Below are 18,073 nucleotides of genomic sequence, written 5' to 3'. Positions count from 1 at the left end.
ACGATCGGGAGGGGGTGGTGTTATGGCGGGAGGATCAGACCAGGTGGAGTTCCACGTTGTTCTCGCCAAGCAGCTGGCAGATCTCGACCGGAGGCCGCTCATCAGTAAACACGTGATCTGCCTGGGCGATACTGCCCAGGCGAACCATGGCATTGCGGCCAAACTTGGTGTGGTCCGCGGCCAGTAATACCTGGCTGGAATTTTCGATAATGGACTGGGCAACGCGAACTTCCCGGTAATCGAAGTCAAGCAATGAGCCATCAGTGTGGATGCCACTGATGCCTATGATGCCGAAGTCCATCTTGAACTGGTTGATAAAGTCCCGGGTGGCTTCACCGACAATGCCACCATCACGATTGCGGACTTCGCCGCCGGCAATAATGATATGGAAGTCTTCCTTGGCGGACAGAATCGAGGCCACATGCAGGTTGTTGGTCACCACCTGGAGGTTGTTTTTCTCCAACAGTGCCTTGGCAATCGTCTCTGTGGTGGTGCCGATATTGATGAACATGGAGGAGTTGTCCGGAATCATCTCCACCAGGGCTGCGGCAATACGCTCTTTCGCTTCCAGGTCCATGATCTTGCGGGCCTGGTAGGCGGTGTTAACGGTGCTGGAATCGATGCCTGCACCGCCATGATGGCGACGGAGTTTTTTCTGGCTGGCGAGGTCGTTCAGATCCCGGCGAATGGTCTGCGGTGTGACTTTGAACTGATCGACCAGCTGTTCTGTCGTCACAAAGCCGTTTTGCTGGATCAGCTCCATGATCAGATCCTGCCTGCGTCGCTGTGCCATTCAACTCCCTCCGGTTCCCGGTTTTTCTGTTACGAACGAAATAGCGATTCTGTAGCCGCGTTCAGTTTAGAGGGTTTTGTGGCTTTGTGCAGCCTTTTTAAGGAGTTGTGGCGTTCGATTGATTTCCCTGAGGTGAAAATGGTTGGCTTTTGTTTTCAAAAAAGTAAAAATGCGAAAAAATAAGAACACTGGAGGTAGAGCAACTATGACTCAATACATTCTTGCGATCGACCAGGGAACCACCAGTTCCCGCGCGATTCTCTTCACTCTGGACGGAAATATACACGCCAGCAGTCAACAGGAATTTCCCCAGCATTTCCCGGCCAGCGGCTGGGTAGAGCACGACCCCGAAGATATATGGCGTACAGTCAGAGAAGTCTGCGACGACGTTATGGAAAAGGGGTGCGCAGGGAATGACGAAGTTGTCGCCGTTGGCATCACCAACCAGAGAGAGACTACGGTGCTTTGGGATCGCGCAACCGGTGAAGCGGTGTATCCGGCTATTGTCTGGCAGGATCGCAGAACCGCTGACTGGTGTGAATCGCTGAAGAAGCAGAGTCTCGAACCCTCCGTGAACAAAAAGACCGGACTGTTGATTGATCCCTATTTTTCGGCCACGAAAATCCGCTGGGTTCTTGATAATGTTCCCGAAGCCAGGCAGCGGGCCAACAAGGGCGAACTGGCTTTCGGCACCGTCGACAGTTTCCTGCTCTGGCGGCTGACAGGCGGCAAGGTTCACCGTACCGATGCCACCAATGCCAGCCGCACCATGCTCTTCAATATCCATAAACAGGAGTGGGACCAGGAGCTGCTGGATCTCTTCGGAATTCCGGAATCGCTGTTACCTGAGGTGATGGATTCATCGGCGGACTTCGGGCAGATCGTGGGGAATGGACGCCTGAATGGAGCATCGGTCATGGGCATTGCAGGTGACCAGCAGGCCGCATTGTTCGGTCAGACCTGTTTCGACACGGGGATGGCGAAGAGTACCTACGGAACCGGCTGTTTCCTGATGCTGAACACTGGGGACCAGGCCCTGACTTCAGAGCACCGGTTGTTGACCACTGTAGCCTACCGCCTGAAAGGCAAGCCGGTGTATGCGCTGGAGGGTAGTATTTTTATTGCCGGGGCTGCTGTCCAATGGTTGCGGGACGGCCTGCAACTGATCAGGAACGCCTGTGAAACCGAACCACTGGCAGAGGGTACGCCCGTGGACCATGGGGTATATCTGGTGCCGGCGTTTACCGGGTTGGGCGCCCCGTATTGGGACCCCAATGCCCGTGGCGCAATTTTCGGGTTAACCCGGGATACGGGCATTAAAGAAATAGTCACTGCCGGCCTGCAGTCGGTCTGCTACCAAACCAAGGATTTACAGAAGGCCATGCAGAAGGACGGTTTACGCCCGATTGCATTGCGTGTAGACGGTGGGATGGTGGCCAACAACTGGGTACTGCAGTTCCTCGCCGATGTTCTCGGCGCCACAGTGGACCGGCCGCGGATGGTAGAAACGACAGCGTTGGGTGCGGCTTACCTTGCCGGGTTGCAGGCCGGCGTATACAAGTCCCTCGAAGCGCTGCAGGAGGCCTGGCGGTGTGATCGTCGTTTTGAGCCGGAAATGAGCAAGGAAAAACGGGACAAACTATACGCCGGGTGGTGCTCCGCTGTTGCAAAGTTGCAAAGCAGTTCCGATTCCCCAACGTAGGTATCGTCTAGAAAGCAGCGCTCAACCGGTGGGGGCAGGGCGGACGTATTTATAGACGGTGTTGCGGCTGACTCCGGCAGCCCTGGCCGTGCGTGATACATTACCGGCATTGGCCCGGTATAGCCGGGGCAACAAGTCACTGAGCGGTTCAGTCGGAACGCTTACCGGTTCGGTTGAGTCAGCAAAGAAGTCGTCAGGCAGGTGGTCTTCTTCCAACAGGCCCCCGTCAGCCATGGCCATGCCCACCTTGAGAGCATGCACAAGCTGTCGCATATTGCCTGGCCAGCGATGGCTGGCGAGCAGGTCCAGCATGCCGCTGCTCAGTGGTGGCCCGGGTTCTGTCTGTCGCAGATGATGATGGATGAATGCGATCAGCGCCCTGATGTCTGATCTTTCCCTCAGGGAGGGAAGCTCCAGGTTAAGGCCGGCGATTCGATAGTAAAGATCCTGCCTGAAGTAGCCTCGCTGGATGTCTTCCCGCAAGCTCCGATTGGTGGCGGAAACCAGCTTGATGTCTACCGGGTAGCTTTCCGTGGAACCTAATGGAGTCACCACCCTCTGCTGCAGTACCCGTAAAAGCCTTGATTGAAGCATCAGCGGCATTTCGCCGATCTCATCGAGAAACAGTGTGCCACCGTTTGCCTGCCGGATGAGCCCCACATATCCCTTGTTGTGAGCGCCGGTAAAGGCACCTTTATCGTAGCCGAACAATTGCGACTCAGCCAGTTCCGAGGGGATTGCTGCGCAGTTCACAGCAATTAATGGTCCTGCAGCCCGGCTGCTGTAATAGTGTAAGCTGCGTACCAGGATTTCCTTGCCGGATCCTGTCTCGCCATAGACCAGGATCGGGATGTCCTTTTCCATCATCTTCCGAGCCTGACTCACCAGTCGTTTTACTCTGTTGTCTCCATGCTCTAGGTATTCCGGGGCTATTACGTCGTCGGGAATCGTTACACCATCCGTCTCTCCCCGAGCACCGGGTAGACAGTTCTGCAGTGTGACTTTATGGGTGGGGCGAGTTTCCAGGGGGAGCATAAGCTGGCCGAAAATCTGGTAGTTTCCGCTGGCTTGCAACCGTTGGGGCTGCTCGGTAGCGATAGAGGCGAGTTCTGCCAGATCAACGTCAAAGATTTGCTGGAGGTGGTGGTTCATCAGACGGTCCCCCAGCATGGTCCGTGCACGCCTGCTCGCAGTCAGGATCTGGCCGTCAGAGCCAATCACCAGTAGGCCTGCCCAGCTGCTGTCGAGGTTGGAGGCACTGGTGTTCAGCTTGAGAATGTAGGAACTGCCTTGGTAAGTCTCGAAAATCAGACGATTCTCAATACCGTGTGACAGGAGTTTGACCATGCCGAGCGTGTAATCCCCGGCCATTTTCGTCGTGGAGCACAAGGCAATGGCGGCGAAAAGTCCCCCGTTGGCGTCGAAAACGGGTACTGCCGATCCCGCGAGATGATGGTGGCCTTTGATATAGTGCTGGTCACCACGGACGTGGACCGCATGGCCGCATGCCAGGCAGGCGCCGATAGCATTCGTGCCAGCCGATAGTTCGTCCCAGACGCTGCCGGGCCTGAGCCCGTCAAACGCGGACATCGACTGTCCCTCTGGTTGCCAGGTATGCAGGATGGCGCCCTTGGAGTCAGCCAGCGCAATCAGGCATTGGGTTTTATTCAGCATGTTGTCGAAGTAGGGCACAACTTCGTTTTCGGCTACCTGTATCAACTGCGCATGTTGTTCCCGACGTACCCTCAGATCCCGGGGGCTGAGGTTTCTGAATCCCGGCATCTGGTCTGGTTGCACGCCCAGGCTCCGGCATCGGATCCAGGATGCCTCGACAGGGTCCGCCGCGGAGCTGCTGGTTGATGACTCGGCACTGGAAAAATCGTCCATGGTTGTCACTCCGTGGTGTTCGTTATGGGGAAAACTACGCTTTTATTGAGCGAAAAAATTTGTTTACGAACACCAGAAGTATTATTTATCAACACACTCGTGGTCAACGTTCGTTATCGGTTGTATACCAGTCTGGTTATGTTGCAGGCGGCGGTGTCGAGCTATGGTATTGATAATTAAGGATAAATGTTTTTAACACGGAGGTGTTCACCAAAACTGGCAAAACTGAACGATATGAACAGTCTGAACACTCCGTCTGCAAGTTCATGAAACGAAAGCCTCTGCTAACGCTCCTGATAACAGGGGTGTGAAAAAATATTTTCGTATCCTTTCGTTTTGGCACAGCTCTTGTAGACTAACCTCAAGTCAAAACAACAAACGAAAGGAAAAAGCATGTCTCTAACGCTGCAGAATGTATCGCGCGTTGTGGACGGAGCGACTTGGATATCGGACGTCACCATGACGCTGGAGCCGGGTTCCTTCAATGTCCTCCTTGGCCGGACGCTTGCCGGCAAGACAACCCTGATGCGCATTATGGCCGGCCTGGACAGGCCAACCAGCGGCAAAATCCTGATGAATGACATGGACGTGACCGGCGTTGCCGTCCAGAAACGCAACATCTCCATGGTGTACCAGCAGTTTATCAACTATCCGACCATGAGTGTGTTCGAGAACATTGCCTCGCCACTCAAGCTTGCAAAGAAAAGCAAAGCCGAGATCGACAGACGAGTCCGGGAAACCGCAGAGCTACTGAAAATCGACAATCTGTTGGATCGCCTGCCTCTCGAACTTTCCGGTGGTCAGCAGCAGAGGGTTTCGATGGCCCGCGCGCTGGTCAAGGATGCGGATATGGTGCTTTTCGATGAGCCCCTGGTCAACCTGGATTACAAGCTGCGAGAGGCTCTGCGCAGCGAGCTGAAAGATCTTTTTCAGGCACGTAACTGTATTGCGGTTTATGCCACCACCGAGGCTCACGAAGCACTGGCACTTGGGGGCGAAACGGCGGTACTGCATGAAGGCCGTTTGCTCCAGAAAGGCCCCACCCCGAAGGTCTATCACAGGCCGCAGGATATCGAAACCGCCGAAATTTTCTCCGAGCCACCTATCAATATCGTTCCAGGGCGAGTGACTGAAAGCCAGGTGACCTTTGATGAGCAGGTGCACTTCCGGCTCAACTCGGACCTCGACTCCCTGGCCCCCGGGCAGTACATGTTCGGCGTCCGTCCATCGCATATCGGACTGGTGCCGCATGCGGATGATGACCTGGAAGTTCAGGTCACCGTCGACCTGGCAGAGATCAGCGGCTCTGAAACGTTCCTCCACGTTCACAGCAAGTCTTTCGAGCTGGTTTTACACTTGCAGGGCATCTATCAGTTCAGCCCTGACGAGCAGATCAAGGTGTACTTCCCCACCCATAAACTTTATGCGTTCGCGGCAGATGGCACGACAATTCTTGTGCCTGGCCGGTCGGAGGGGCTCTGACATGGCAGAAATAAAACTCAGGACACTGGCGCATTCTTACAGCTCAAAGCCTTCCGGCCCGGAAGATTATGCCATCCGCAAAATGGAACACGTCTGGGCCCAGGGCGGAGCCTATGCATTGCTCGGGCCCTCCGGCTGCGGCAAGTCGACGCTGCTGAATATTATTTCCGGACTGGTCACGCCCTCTGAAGGAGACGTGCTGTTTGACGGCAAACGAATGAATGAACTGCCGCCGGAAAAGCGCAACATTGCCCAGGTTTTCCAGTTCCCGGTGATCTACGACACCATGACCGTGTATGACAACCTCGCGTTCCCACTGCGAAACCAGGGGGGATTCTCGGAGGAGAAAATACGGGAAAAAGTGCAGGAGGTGGCGGACGTTCTTGAGCTCTCGGGAGAGCTGACTCGTAAAGCCAAGGGCCTTAGCGCCGATCAGAAACAGAAAGTGTCCATGGGGCGCGGCCTGGTTCGCGAAGATGTCACTGCGATCCTATTTGACGAGCCGTTGACGGTGATCGATCCGCAGTTGAAGTGGCGGCTTCGCCGAAAGCTCAAGCAGATCCACGAACGTTTTGACATCACCATGGTTTACGTGACCCATGATCAGTTGGAAGCCTCTACCTTTGCCGACAAGATTGCCCTGATGTACGAGGGGCAGATCGTCCAGTTCGGCACCCCCCAGGAATTGTTCGAGAACCCTGCCCATACCTTTGTCGGATATTTCATCGGCAGCCCCGGGATGAACTTCTTCGAGCCCAGGCTCACGGACGAGGGGCTGCTTTTCAACGGCAGGCACATTCCAGTCAATGAGCAGATTCTCGAGAAGGTGCGTCGGAGCGGTTCAAGCAATATCAAGCTGGGGATACGCCCCGAATTCGTCACCCTCGGTACCGATATGGGAGATCAACGTTACGAAGTAACGGTCACCCGCGTGGAAGATCTGGGTACCTATCGGATGGTCGACGCCGAGTTCGGCCCTGTCACTGTCAAAGTGCGCCTTCCGGAAGATCAACAGGTTCCCAATGGAGCCGCGAGTATCGGTTTCCCGGAACCCTGGTTGAAAGTGTATGTCGACGAGCGGCTAGTGGAGGCAGATCATGAATAAGATTGAAAACAATAAAGCATGGTTCTTTGTGATTCCGGTCTTCGTGGTGGTGGCCTTCTCGGCGGTTATCCCCCTGATGACCGTGGTCAACTATTCGGTACAGGATATTTTCGGAACGGATTCAGCGTACTGGACGGGCACTGAGTGGTACCGGGAAATGCTCCGGAACCCGGATCTGCAGGCCGCTCTGCTACGGCAGTTTGCCTTCTCGTTTGCGATTCTCGCCATTGAGGTGCCTTTGGGCATCGGTATTGCTCTGCTGATGCCGAAGAAAGGGTGGGCAGCGTCTGCAGCCCTGGTCCTGGTCGCCATGCCGTTGCTGATACCCCTGAACGTTGTCGGAACTATCTGGCAAATTCTTGCACGCACTGATATCGGCCTGTTGGGCTGGTCATTGAGCAGCCTGGGGATGGACTACAACATCAACGCCAATTCGGTGGATGCCTGGTTCACCATCATCCTGATGGATGTCTGGCACTGGACGCCACTGATTGCCCTGCTTAGTTACAGTGGCCTGCGAGCTATCCCGGAGGCGTACTACCAGGCTGCGCGAATTGATCGTGCTTCACGCTGGGCAATTTTCCGTTACATCCAACTGCCCAAACTGACCAACGTGCTGGTGATTGGGGTACTGCTGCGGTTCATGGACTCGTTCATGATCTATGCAGAGCCGTTCGTGCTCACCGGTGGCGGTCCCGGCAGCTCCACGACGTTCCTGAGCCAGGCCCTGACCACTATGGCCGTGGGGCAGTTTGATCTGGGCCCTGCTGCCGCCTTTTCCATCATCTACTTCCTGATCATTCTTGCCGTCAGCTGGGTGTTCTACACCGCCATCATGACGCTGCAGAAAGACAAGTCAGCCCAACAATAAAGTCAAGGGGACAGACGTGAAATCACGCATCGCATTCATCGTTTACCTGGTCGTGATGATCCTGCCAATCTACTGGCTGATCAATATGTCACTCCAGACCAACTCCGAAATTCTTGGTGAGCTCAGCTTCTGGCCAAAGAACCTGACATTTGATAACTACGCAAACATCCTGACGGATTCCAGCTGGTACATGGGCTATGTGAACTCCATGACCTATGTGTTCATGAACATGGCCATCAGCCTCACGGTGGCCCTGCCGGCCGCCTATGCCTTCAGTCGCTATAAGTTCGTAGGTGACAAACATCTGTTCTTCTGGCTGTTGACCAACAAGATGGCGCCGCCTGCTGTCTTCGCGTTGCCTTTTTTCCAGCTGTATTCGTCAGTGGGGTTGTTCGATACCCATATTGCCGTGGCACTCGCCCATACCTTGTTTAATGTCGCCCTGGCGGTGTGGATTCTTGAGGGCTTCATGAGTGGTGTTCCCAAGGAGATTGACGAAACCGCCTATATCGACGGCTACAGCTTTCCGAAGTTCTTTGTAAAGATCTATATACCGCTGATCCGGTCCGGCATCGGCGTGACGGCGTTCTTCCTGTTCATGTTCTCGTGGATTGAGCTGTTACTGGCGAGGACTCTGACGTCAACCGGGGCCCAGCCCATCCAGGCCATCATGACGCGAACCCAGGGCGCCTCCGGCATTGACTGGGGCACACTCGCAGCTGCCGGTGTGCTCACCATCGTGCCCGGAATCGCCGTGGTCTACTTCGTTCGCAATCACATCGCCAAAGGCTTTGCCCTGGGCCGTACCTGAGGAGGCTTGTTATGAGCTGGATGCACTGGACCGGCCCGACGGCAGGTTTCTTTATCTCGATTGCCCTGATCCTGACGGGCATGAGCGTATGGCAGTACTTTTCGCCCTCTGTAGAGCGGAAAGGCTTCCTGCCGATCGCCACAACCCGTGGTGACCGGCTGTTTATTGGTCTTCTGACCAGCGCGTTCATTCACCTCGCTTTCATAGGGGCGACTGAACTTCACGTTTTGGTAGCAACCGCAGTGTCTGTTGTCTGGATGGTCATTCTGATGCGCTGGGGTTAATCCAAATAAAGGGACTTACCTCCTTGCACGGACGCAAACTAAGCTAGATGAGGTCTGTATGAAAAACAAAAAACTCAATTACCTGTCGCTGGTGATCTCGGGGGCTCTCCTGACGTCATCGCAGGTAAACGCACAGGACTACAGGGCGGCGGCGGAAAAGGCTCTGGATGAGCATTTCCCCCGGTCCACACTGAACAGGGAGGAGCAGCTGGCTGAGCTGGAGTGGTTTATTAAAGCTGCCGAGCCCTTCCGTGGCATGGAAATCAAGACGGTGGCAGAGGGTCTGACAACTCATACCTACGAAGCCGAAGTGCTGGCAGAGGTCTTCGAGGACATCACCGGTATCGAAGTGGAGCACAACATCATCGGTGAAGGTGATGTGGTGGATACCATGCAGACACAGATGCAGTCCGATCGTAACATCTACGACGCTTATGTGAACGACTCGGATGCCATCGGCACTCACCTTCGATATGGCAAGACCATCGCCATCTCGGATGCGATCGAAAACGAGTGGAAAGATTTCACCAACCCGGGCCTGGACCTTGATGACTTTATCGGTCTGCAGTACACCACAGGGCCAGATGGCAAGGTGTATCAGCTGCCAACCCAGCAGTTCGCCAACCTTTACTGGTTCCGCGCTGACTGGTTTGATCGTGAGGACCTGCAGGAGCAGTTCAAGGAGCGTTACGGGTACGAGCTGGGTGTACCTCTGAACTGGTCTGCATACGAAGACATCGCAGAGTTCTTCAGTGTCCACGTCAAGGAAATAGATGGTGAGCGTGTCTATGGCCACATGGACTACGGACGTCGCGATCCTTCCCTGGGCTGGCGTTTCCACGATTCCTGGCTCTCCATGGCAGGTATGGGTAGCAAGGGCGTGCCCTTCGGCAACCCGGTTGATGACTGGGGTATCCGGGTCAATGAAGACGGGAACCCTGTGGGTGCGAGTGTAAGTCGTGGTGGTGCGACCAACTCTCCCGCTTCAGTCTACGCCGTCACCAAGATGGTCGAGTGGCTGCGTGATTACGCCCCTGAAAGTGCGCGCGGCATGACCTTCGGTGAGGCCGGCCCGGTTCCTGCCCAGGGCCAGATTGCCCAGCAGATTTTCTGGTACACCGCGTTCACCGCGGACATGACCGATCCGGATCTGCCGGTCACGGACGACGAAGGCAACCCGAAATGGCGCATGGCCCCGTCCCCGGCCGGCCCCTATTGGGAAGAGGGTATGAAAGTAGGCTACCAGGACGTGGGTGCCTGGACCTTCTTCAAATCGACGCCTGAAGACCGTCGTACCGCTGCATGGCTCTTCGCACAGTTCACCGTCTCCAAGACTGTGTCGCTGGAAAAGACCATCGCTGGCCTGACACCGATTCGTCGTTCCGACATCTTCTCGGATGAAATGACCGAGCTGGCACCCAAGCTGGGCGGCCTGGTCGAGTTCTACCGCAGTGAAAACGAGAGCATGTGGACCCCGACAGGTACCAACGTACCGGATTATCCACGTCTCGCCCCGCTGTGGTGGCAGAACCTGGCCCCGGCCGTCAATGGTGAAGTTGAGCCGAAAGAAGCCCTGGACAGCCTGGCCACGGCCATGGATCGCACCATGGAGCGTCTGGCCCGGGCGAATGTCTTCGAGAAATACGCACCTGAACTCAACGAGCCACGTGACGAGCAGTACTGGCTGGATCAACCCGGCGCACCAAAGCCGGCCCTGGAGAATGAAAAGCCCCAGGGCAAGACCAAGCCGTATGATCAGATGATGGAAGAGTGGATGGCCAACTAAGGCTGGCCTTTCCTGGAAGTAACCCTGCCAACCCGCAGCAGTATCGCAGGTTGGCAGGGGCCTGACCTACCGTCAACCGGTTAGACTATTGCAGCGTTACTGGTTGGCCCGTCTCCTTGCGGCGGGCCTCCCATTCTGCCCGTGTCTGTGCTGCTTCGTCGCCCGGCATGGAATCGATAATTTCGAAATAGTCGCTCGAGTACTCGTCGTCCATGATCTCATTCCGGGGCTTCACCCGCACCACGTAGACGGTCTGTACGTTCTGGTGGTCAAACTTCCGCCAGTATTGTTCGTCTTTCAGGAACGTGTACCTGTGTCCCTCGAGTGCGCGGATCACCTGGCTGGTGTTGGTGGTGCCCGCACGTTCAACAGCGTCCTTGTATTGGTAGACGATGCTATAGGCAGAGGCTGCGGCCGTGGAAGGGCGCATTTCGTAGCGGCTGGAGAAAGCTTCAACGAACTCCTTGCCTCTTGGATAGTCATACTGGTAAGGCACACTCCAGACCCAGGGCGCGCCACCGACAACCCCTTCCATGATGGTCGGCCCCACCTGACGGGCCATTCCGAGCGTCAGGTTGGGAACCACCACCTGCATCTTTTTTGTTAGACCCATCTCATAGGCAACGTTCAGCGCACGCACCATATCGTCTCCGAACAGCACCATCATCAGTACCTTGGCATCGCTTTGTTCTGCCTGCTCCAGAGCCTCGCGGAAGTCAGTGATCAGCGCGCGGGGGAAGGGCGTTTTAACGCCCTGGTGTGCCTCGGTGTCGTCGGTGCTGGTGAACTTCCTGACAGATTCTTCCACGGACCAGCCCCAGGTATAGTCTGCGGTGATGTAGAAGTATTCATCGTTGGAATGCTGGGTGGTGAGGTACTGGCTCAGTGCCTTGGCCGTCATCCAGGCATTGTAGGGTTCGCGGAACATGTGGCGGTGTCCGGCGGCGCCGGTGGTGGCGTTGGAGTAGGTCAGGGTTCCGAAGTAGATCCTGTCCCGGTCTCTCGCGGCTCTGCCTGACGATATGGCGACGGCGCTGGAAACCCCGCCGAACACCATCTGTACGCCTTCACTGTCGATCAGTTCAGCGGTGTTTTTGGCGCCTTTGGCCGGTTCGCCCGAGGTATTCCGTATCACCAGTTCCAGGTCGCGCCCCATGACGCCGCCGGCCTTGTTGATTTCATCGACGGCCAGGAACGCACCCAGACGTTGTTGCAGGCCCTGATCCTTGTATCGTCCTGTTTGTGGGTAGTTGAGCCCGATTTTAAGAGATTCTGCTGCTACGGTGGTGGTTACAAGCAGGGTCAATAAGAGGAACACAAATAGCTTCTTGCAGAGCATCGACAAAAGTCTCCGTGATCGCGCAGTGCTGCTAAACACTGGCACCTTGTATTGTTTTTATAAAGCATGAGCAGTGTCGCGGGAGTCTGCCGAAGCAACAATGATACTAAAGTGGAAATTGTGTAACGATTTGTCAGGTTTGGATGGCGATCACGAAACGCACGCTTATCAGGCAACCGCCTTGTTGCGTACAGCTTCCAGGAGCCGGTACCAGATCGGACGGGGCAGGTCGTACCGGGCGCCGTGAAGGGCTGAGTGGATCCTGTCGGGATTCATGGAACCCAGAACGGGCACCGGAGTTCCCGGAATCTGACGCAGCCACGAGATGGCCAGCCCGGTCTCATCCAGCCCGGTTTCCTCCCGTGCGCGGTCGAGAACATCTGTGGGAATCCGGTCCGCCAGCTTCCCGCCACCGAGCGGAGACCATGCCAGCCAGTGCAGTCCATCAGCCAGGTGAGCTTCCAGTGTTCCGTCGAACAGCGGATCGCTATGTGCGAGGGACAACTGACTCTGGTTGCAGGCTAACGGCAGTTCGGTGTTGGCAGCCAGCCACCGCCATTGTTCCGGAAGGAAGTTGGAGACACCTATCTGGCGTACCTTGCCCGCTGACACCGCCCGTTCCAGCGCGCGAGCAACCTCGTCCACCTGCATCAGCGGATCTGGTCGGTGGATAAGGAAGGTATCAATCTTTTCCACCGCCAGCGAGGCAAGGGCACGGTCAATGGCATCTTTCAGGTACCCGGCTTCGGCCCGGTAGTGCTTCACCTTCCACGGTGAGCGGTCCTGGCTTGCCGGCACAATGCCGGCCTTGGTTATTATTCGGACTTTTTTGCCCAGCAGGGGGTGGGCCCGTAGCGCATCGCCAAACAACCGTTCACACTCGCCCCCACCATAGATGTCGGCATGGTCGAACACGTCCAGACCTTCATCCAGCCGTGCGGCAACCCAGTCGGCCAGTCTGGCCGGCTTTATGAGCCCGGGATGGTCATGTAGCCGCATCATCCCCAGGACCAGTGGAGTGTGGGGTGTAAATCCGGTGGTTTCGGTGGTTTGCACGGTCACTCCTTGCCAAAGGCGATGATCACGCGGTCGTCGCCGTGGGTTCTCGAGAAAACATAGGGCTCGGTACTCAGGCGTTGGTGTTCACCAGCGCCGATAGCCGGGTGTCGCTCCCGAAACTGACCGAGCTTTTGCCAGTGGGACAGTACCGGCGCCGCCGTGCCGCTATCAATCTCGGCCCAGTTCATATCGGAACGGGTGCCCTGATGGCTGTCTGAACCGGTGGGGCCGAACGGCCGCCGGGATTCATCGCCATAGAATATCTGGCTGGTGCCCGGTGTAAACAGCAAGGCACTGGCGGCGCGCTTCTGCATAACGGGGTCATTGTTGGCGATGCGGCTGAATAACCGGGTGTCATGGGACGAAATATAGCTCATCACATTGAAGGGCTGGTCGCCGTTCATCTTCTTCGCGTATTCGCTATATATGGGCTCCATCGAAGGCAGACAGGCGGCACCGCCCCGGGCTTCCTCCTGCAGGTCAAAATTGATGACTGCATCGAAGCCGGCATCGAAGTAGCTGCTGCGGGTGACGGTGTGGGGGAATACCTCTGCCACCATCCAGAAGTCTTCTGCCGGCAGCGCTTTCCCCGGGTTCTTGCCGCGATAGGTTTCCAGCGCTTTCTGGGCTTTGGTTTTCAGTTGCTGCCAGGCCTCAGGCTCAACGTGTTTGGCGGTGTCCACCCGGAAACCGTCAACACCGAATTCTCGCACCCAATCCGTCAGCCAGGTAACCAGGTAATCCCGTACGGTGGCATCGTCGAGTTGCTCCGCCCGGGTGTTTTCCTTGTTTTTGAGGAAAACCGGCAGGTCGACGGTCTTGTCGGATTCGGTCTTGAAGTCGGGCAGGAATGCCAGTGAACCCCGAAGCGGATCAATGGCGGCGTTGGGTGGGGTATCGTAGTCACCGATGCCCGCGCGAACCCAGTCCTCGCCCCACCAGTGGGACCAGTCCGGGTGATCGTAATCGATCAGTGCATGGTAGGCGTGAAAGTCTTCCCAGGTTTCGGGCCGCCAGCCACCCCACTGGTCGGGCAGGTATTTCTCGAAACCCTCACGAAGCCCCCCGAAACCAAAGGTCTGCATGTCCTGCAGTGTGGCGTAGCCGGGGTGATTCATCACCACGTCCATCACCACCCGAATGCCGCGGGCGTGTGCTTCATTTACCAGGGTGCGGAACTCCTCCCGGGTGCCGAAGTTGGCGTCGGGACGGGTAAAGTCCAAAGCGTAATAGCCGTGGTATCCATAGTGCCGGAAATCACCACGGTCGCCACCGCCAACCCAGCCGTGAATCTGCTCAAAGGGCGGGGTGATCCAGAGGGCATTCACGCCCAGCTCCCTGAGATAATCCAGCTTCTGGGTCAGGCCGGCAAAATCTCCGCCATGGAAAGTCCCGATCTCGTCCTTGCCGTCAGGCTGGCGGCCGTAGTTGAGGTCGTTGTCTGTCCGGCCGTTGGCAAAACGGTCAGTCACGGTAAAGTAGACAGTCGCGCCGGCCCAGTTGAAGCTTTGCTCCGGGGCGTCTACGGCCTCAAGCAGCAACAGGCCTTCCGCTTCCGGGGCGGGAGTCATGGTGACCTCGCCGTTTTCCACCCGGGCCTTTTCGCCGCTGTAGAAGTCCCGCACCCACTCACCCTCGGCAAATGTGTCGCCCACGGAAATCGTCATTGCAGCCTGCGTTGGGACGCATAGGCCGCCACTGACTGAAGCGGACGTGTTGTCTGTGGGTGGGGTCGCAGTCTCGAATTGACTACTGGCGCAGCCGGCAAGGGAGAGGCACGTCACAAGGCTGGCGGTTAACCTGAATGTTTTCGGGGATGGGGTCATGCAATGGGCTCCGGTTGCATTTATTGTTGTCGTACCCTAATCAAACCAGACCTGGGGGGAGGGTGGTAGACTGAATTTGCTACGCCTCACTACTCCCCCGTTCTACGCCTCAGGGAATGAAATCAGGGCTGATGCCAGCAACGGCAAATTGCAACACAGTTCGGTTACTCGCAATAGAAAGATTTGCGTTCAGCCCGCTCGGCCAACCTTGTGCCAGGGCGGCCAACAAGAATAAGGCAAGAACAAGCAGAGGAATTACCTGATGAATCGTCGAACTTTTATCCGCAGCACGCTCGCAGCTTCCGTTGTTGCAGCAACTTTCGGGATGTCTGCACCCGCCCACGCCGAGATCGAGGAAGGCAAGCTCCTGGTCTGGATCAATGGGGATAAGGGCTACGATGGCCTGCAGAAGGTGGGCGACTGGTTTACCGAGGAAACCGGCATTCCTGTTGAAGTTGCCCACCCGGACAGCGCCACTGACAAGTTCCAACAATCCGCCGCCACCGGTAACGGGCCAGACATCTTTATCTGGGCCCACGACCGTTTTGGCGAATGGGCTCAGAGCGGCATCATTTCCGAGATCAAGCCATCTCAAAAGGTGGTTGATGCCAATTTTGATTTCACCTGGGACGCAGTAACAGTCGACGGCAAGATGTATGGCTACCCCATGGCCGTCGAGTCCATAGGGCTGATTTACAATAAGGATCTGGTATCCGAGCCGCCTGCGGCGTTTGAGGACATTCCAGCCATCCATAAAGAACTGGCGGAAGAGGGCAAGCGCGCCATTCTGTGGGACTACAACAACACCTATTTCACCTGGCCGATGATCGCCGCCGCTGGTGGCTATATCTTTGCCCAGAACGAAGATGGCACCTATGACGTCAAGGACACCGGCGTTAATAACGAGGGCGCGATGAAAGGTGCCAATATGCTGGCCACCCTGATTGAAGAAGGCGTAATGCCCCGCGGGGCAGACTACAGCGCGATGGAATCCGGCTTTAACAAGGGCGAAGTGGCCATGATGATCAATGGCCCCTGGGCCTGGGGCAACCTGGAGAAGAGTGGCATCAACTTTGGTGTTGCCAAGCTGCCCACCGTTGATGGCCAACCCAGCAAGCCGATGGTGGGTGTGATGGCAGCCACCCTGAACACCGCAAGCCCCAACAAGGACCTGGCGGTGGAATTCCTTGAGAACTACGCGCTGTCCGTCAAGGGCCTGAAGATGGTGAACAACGACGTTCCCCTGGGTGCGGTCGCCAACAAGGAATTCATGGACGAGTTGTCGTCTGATCCGAACATTGCGGCAACGTTCGAGAACGCCGAGCTGGGCGAGCCCATGCCGAGCGTGCCTGCCATGGGGGCGTTCTGGTCCTCCATGGGGCCGGCGCTGCAGAACATCACTTCTGGAAGACAATCCGTTGAGGATGCCCTGAACTCCGCAGCCAAGCGCATTACCCGGTAACACCGGAAACGTGACCGCCGCTGGCACTCTTGCCGGCGGCTTCTCCCTTTTGGCTGAACTGTTGATGCAAACCTGCCGTCGTAATCCCCGGCGACGGCTTTAAACGGGCTGACTACAATGATAACGGAAACACTGTCCTCCCCCGGAACCGAAAGCAGACTTCCAATGACCCGAATGATTCTCAAGTGGGGCGCCCTGGCCGCGCTAGTCGGAATGGCGCTCTATCTGATACTGGCGCTGTATGCCCAGCAGGAGTTCGTATTCGCGATGCTTTTCCTGGTGCTGACGGCATCCGCGGTATTTGTTTTTATCAACAGGAAACTGTACGCCCACCGCTATATTTTCCCCGCTGTGGCAGGTATGGGTCTGTTCGTTATTTTCCCTTTGATGTACACAGTGGGTATTGGTTTTACCAACTACAGTGCCAGTAATCTGCTGAGCTTTGAGCGGGTGCAGGAAAACCTTCTGGACCGCACCTATCAGTCTGATTCTGTTCGCTACAATTACGAGCTTTACGAGACCGACGCCGGGTACGTGATCTACCTCGAAGGGGAATACCAGAACCTGCTGTCGGCGCCACTGGCCCTCGATGGTTCGGATTCCAGCGCGCCGGTATTGCCGACCTCGGAGAAACCGGCAGGAGAGCCTCTGGCCATCCGGGATATTATCCAGCTCAGATCGGAACTGTCGCAGCTGGAGCTGCTGACTGAAGACGGCCGGGAACTGAGCATGGCCAGCCTGCGAGCGTTCGCGGCGATCAACGACCAGTTCACGCTACACGACAATGGCAGTATTACCGACAACCAGACCGACATCACCTACTTTCCGGATCACGACACCGGCTTCTACCGCAGTGCGGATGGTCAGACCCTGTCACCCGGGTGGACGGTCAACATCGGGTGGGACAACTACCTGAAGGTGGTGTCTGACCCCAGCATTCGCGGGCCGTTCTTCGAGATCTTCGTGTGGACCCTGTCTTTTGCGGTAGCGACGGTGGTATTTACCCTGGCACTGGGTCTGTTGTTGGCAAACCTGCTGCAGTGGGACCAGATCCGTGGCAAGGGCTTTTACCGCACCATGCTGATCCTGCCCTATGCGGTGCCGGCCTTTATCTCGATACTGGTGTTCAAGGGCCTGTTCAACCAGAACTTCGGTGAGATCAACCTGGTCCTGGAGGGCCTGTTCGGGATACGGCCGGACTGGTTCAGTGATCCTGCACTGGCCCGCACCATGATACTGATCGTCAATACCTGGCTTGGCTATCCCTACATGATGCTGCTCTCCATGGGGCTGCTTCAGGCCATTCCACGGGATCTTTACGAGGCATCCGCCATGGACGGGGCAGGGCCGGTGAACAATCTGTTCAACGTGACCCTGCCGTTGATCATCAAGCCGCTGATGCCGCTGCTTATTGCGAGCTTTGCATTCAATTTCAACAACTTCGTCCTGATCGCCCTGTTGACCGGTGGCGCGCCCGATATTATCGGCGCCAGCACGCCTGCAGGCACCACAGACCTGCTGGTGAGCTACACCTACCGCATCGCGTTCCAGGATTCCGGACAGAACTTTGGCCTGGCGGCTGCGATTGCCACAGCCATCTTCCTGGTGGTTGGCGCCCTGTCGCTGATTAACCTCAAGCTGTCCAAAGTCAAAGTATAAGGAGCTA

The 18,073-nt window shown here is 56.5% G+C and carries 14 protein-coding genes; 9 read left to right on the top strand and 5 right to left on the bottom strand.

All coding sequences use genetic code 11. The annotated features are described in order from the left end of the window. Positions 1–34: 34 nt before the first annotated feature. Complete coding sequence (locus ABJM11_RS22300) at positions 35–793, bottom strand: DeoR/GlpR family transcriptional regulator (RefSeq protein WP_348295551.1); 759 nt, start codon at positions 791–793, stop codon at positions 35–37. Between the two features lie 205 nt (positions 794–998). Here ABJM11_RS22300 and glpK point away from each other — a divergent pair, with 205 nt between their 5' ends. Beyond that, entirely contained in the window at positions 999–2,495 is a 1,497-nt protein-coding gene (gene glpK, locus ABJM11_RS22295) for a glycerol kinase GlpK (RefSeq protein WP_348295550.1), read from the top strand. A gap of 21 nt (positions 2,496–2,516) precedes the next feature. On the opposite strand, the gene ABJM11_RS22290 is transcribed toward glpK, so the two are convergent. Continuing rightward, complete coding sequence (locus tag ABJM11_RS22290) at positions 2,517–4,382, bottom strand: sigma-54-dependent Fis family transcriptional regulator (RefSeq protein WP_348295549.1); 1,866 nt, start codon at positions 4,380–4,382, stop codon at positions 2,517–2,519. Between the two features lie 393 nt (positions 4,383–4,775). Between ABJM11_RS22290 and ABJM11_RS22285 the strand changes: the two genes are divergently transcribed. The 6 genes from ABJM11_RS22285 to ABJM11_RS22260 are packed head-to-tail and all read left to right on the top strand — an operon-like array spanning position 4,776 to position 10,721. Beyond that, positions 4,776–5,864: an ABC transporter ATP-binding protein gene (locus ABJM11_RS22285; protein WP_348295548.1), complete on the top strand. Its 1,089-nt coding sequence runs from the start codon at positions 4,776–4,778 to the stop codon at positions 5,862–5,864. Position 5,865: 1 nt separating this feature from the next. Continuing rightward, on the top strand, positions 5,866–6,969 hold the full coding sequence (locus ABJM11_RS22280) for an ABC transporter ATP-binding protein (protein ID WP_348295547.1): 1,104 nt from the start codon (positions 5,866–5,868) through the stop codon (positions 6,967–6,969). After that, positions 6,962–7,840: a sugar ABC transporter permease gene (locus ABJM11_RS22275; RefSeq protein ID WP_348295546.1), complete on the top strand. Its 879-nt coding sequence runs from the start codon at positions 6,962–6,964 to the stop codon at positions 7,838–7,840. Before ABJM11_RS22280 ends, ABJM11_RS22275 begins: the two co-directional genes overlap by 8 nt. A gap of 55 nt (positions 7,841–7,895) precedes the next feature. Beyond that, positions 7,896–8,651 (top strand): carbohydrate ABC transporter permease, encoded by a 756-nt coding sequence (locus ABJM11_RS22270; RefSeq protein ID WP_348295577.1) that lies wholly within the window; start codon positions 7,896–7,898, stop codon positions 8,649–8,651. Positions 8,652–8,662: 11 nt separating this feature from the next. Then, positions 8,663–8,935, top strand: a complete 273-nt coding sequence (locus tag ABJM11_RS22265; RefSeq protein ID WP_348295545.1) for a DUF2160 domain-containing protein — start codon at positions 8,663–8,665, stop codon at positions 8,933–8,935. Positions 8,936–8,993: 58 nt separating this feature from the next. Continuing rightward, positions 8,994–10,721 carry an ABC transporter substrate-binding protein gene (locus ABJM11_RS22260; protein ID WP_348295544.1) on the top strand — a complete coding sequence of 576 codons (1,728 nt, stop codon included), beginning with the start codon at positions 8,994–8,996 and terminating at the stop codon, positions 10,719–10,721. A gap of 85 nt (positions 10,722–10,806) precedes the next feature. Here the strand turns inward: ABJM11_RS22260 and ABJM11_RS22255 are convergent, their stop codons facing one another. From ABJM11_RS22255 to ABJM11_RS22245, 3 genes are all read right to left on the bottom strand, one after another. Continuing rightward, positions 10,807–12,060, bottom strand: coding sequence for a substrate-binding protein (locus tag ABJM11_RS22255; protein ID WP_348295543.1), 1,254 nt, complete (start codon positions 12,058–12,060; stop codon positions 10,807–10,809). 168 nt (positions 12,061–12,228) lie between these two features. After that, on the bottom strand, positions 12,229–13,116 hold the full coding sequence (locus ABJM11_RS22250) for an aldo/keto reductase (protein WP_348295542.1): 888 nt from the start codon (positions 13,114–13,116) through the stop codon (positions 12,229–12,231). Positions 13,117–13,118: 2 nt separating this feature from the next. After that, the gene (locus ABJM11_RS22245; RefSeq protein ID WP_348295541.1) at positions 13,119–14,945 is read right to left on the bottom strand and encodes an alpha-amylase; all 1,827 of its coding nucleotides are present in this window, start codon (positions 14,943–14,945) and stop codon (positions 13,119–13,121) included. A gap of 262 nt (positions 14,946–15,207) precedes the next feature. Here ABJM11_RS22245 and malE point away from each other — a divergent pair, with 262 nt between their 5' ends. Continuing rightward, entirely contained in the window at positions 15,208–16,407 is a 1,200-nt protein-coding gene (gene malE, locus ABJM11_RS22240; protein ID WP_348295540.1) for a maltose/maltodextrin ABC transporter substrate-binding protein MalE, read from the top strand. 165 nt (positions 16,408–16,572) lie between these two features. Further along, the gene (malF, locus tag ABJM11_RS22235; RefSeq protein WP_348295539.1) at positions 16,573–18,066 is read left to right on the top strand and encodes a maltose ABC transporter permease MalF; all 1,494 of its coding nucleotides are present in this window, start codon (positions 16,573–16,575) and stop codon (positions 18,064–18,066) included. Positions 18,067–18,073: the final 7 nt, after the last annotated feature.

The sequence above is a fragment of the Marinobacter sp. genome, from assembly GCF_039977835.1.
Classification (GTDB): domain Bacteria; phylum Pseudomonadota; class Gammaproteobacteria; order Pseudomonadales; family Oleiphilaceae; genus Marinobacter.
The sequence above is the reverse complement of the archived record's forward strand: the minus strand, read 5'-3'. Positions and strand labels throughout refer to the sequence as shown.

Coding starts and splice junctions, on each gene's coding strand:
- ABJM11_RS22300 (WP_348295551.1), bottom strand. CDS start 793: ATGGCACAGCGACGCAGGCAGGATCTGATCATGGAGCTGATCCAGCAA.
- glpK (WP_348295550.1), top strand. CDS start 999: ATGACTCAATACATTCTTGCGATCGACCAGGGAACCACCAGTTCCCGC.
- ABJM11_RS22290 (WP_348295549.1), bottom strand. CDS start 4,382: ATGGACGATTTTTCCAGTGCCGAGTCATCAACCAGCAGCTCCGCGGCG.
- ABJM11_RS22285 (WP_348295548.1), top strand. CDS start 4,776: ATGTCTCTAACGCTGCAGAATGTATCGCGCGTTGTGGACGGAGCGACT.
- ABJM11_RS22280 (WP_348295547.1), top strand. CDS start 5,866: ATGGCAGAAATAAAACTCAGGACACTGGCGCATTCTTACAGCTCAAAG.
- ABJM11_RS22275 (WP_348295546.1), top strand. CDS start 6,962: ATGAATAAGATTGAAAACAATAAAGCATGGTTCTTTGTGATTCCGGTC.
- ABJM11_RS22270 (WP_348295577.1), top strand. CDS start 7,896: ATGATCCTGCCAATCTACTGGCTGATCAATATGTCACTCCAGACCAAC.
- ABJM11_RS22265 (WP_348295545.1), top strand. CDS start 8,663: ATGAGCTGGATGCACTGGACCGGCCCGACGGCAGGTTTCTTTATCTCG.
- ABJM11_RS22260 (WP_348295544.1), top strand. CDS start 8,994: ATGAAAAACAAAAAACTCAATTACCTGTCGCTGGTGATCTCGGGGGCT.
- ABJM11_RS22255 (WP_348295543.1), bottom strand. CDS start 12,060: ATGCTCTGCAAGAAGCTATTTGTGTTCCTCTTATTGACCCTGCTTGTA.
- ABJM11_RS22245 (WP_348295541.1), bottom strand. CDS start 14,945: ATGACCCCATCCCCGAAAACATTCAGGTTAACCGCCAGCCTTGTGACG.
- malE (WP_348295540.1), top strand. CDS start 15,208: ATGAATCGTCGAACTTTTATCCGCAGCACGCTCGCAGCTTCCGTTGTT.
- malF (WP_348295539.1), top strand. CDS start 16,573: ATGACCCGAATGATTCTCAAGTGGGGCGCCCTGGCCGCGCTAGTCGGA.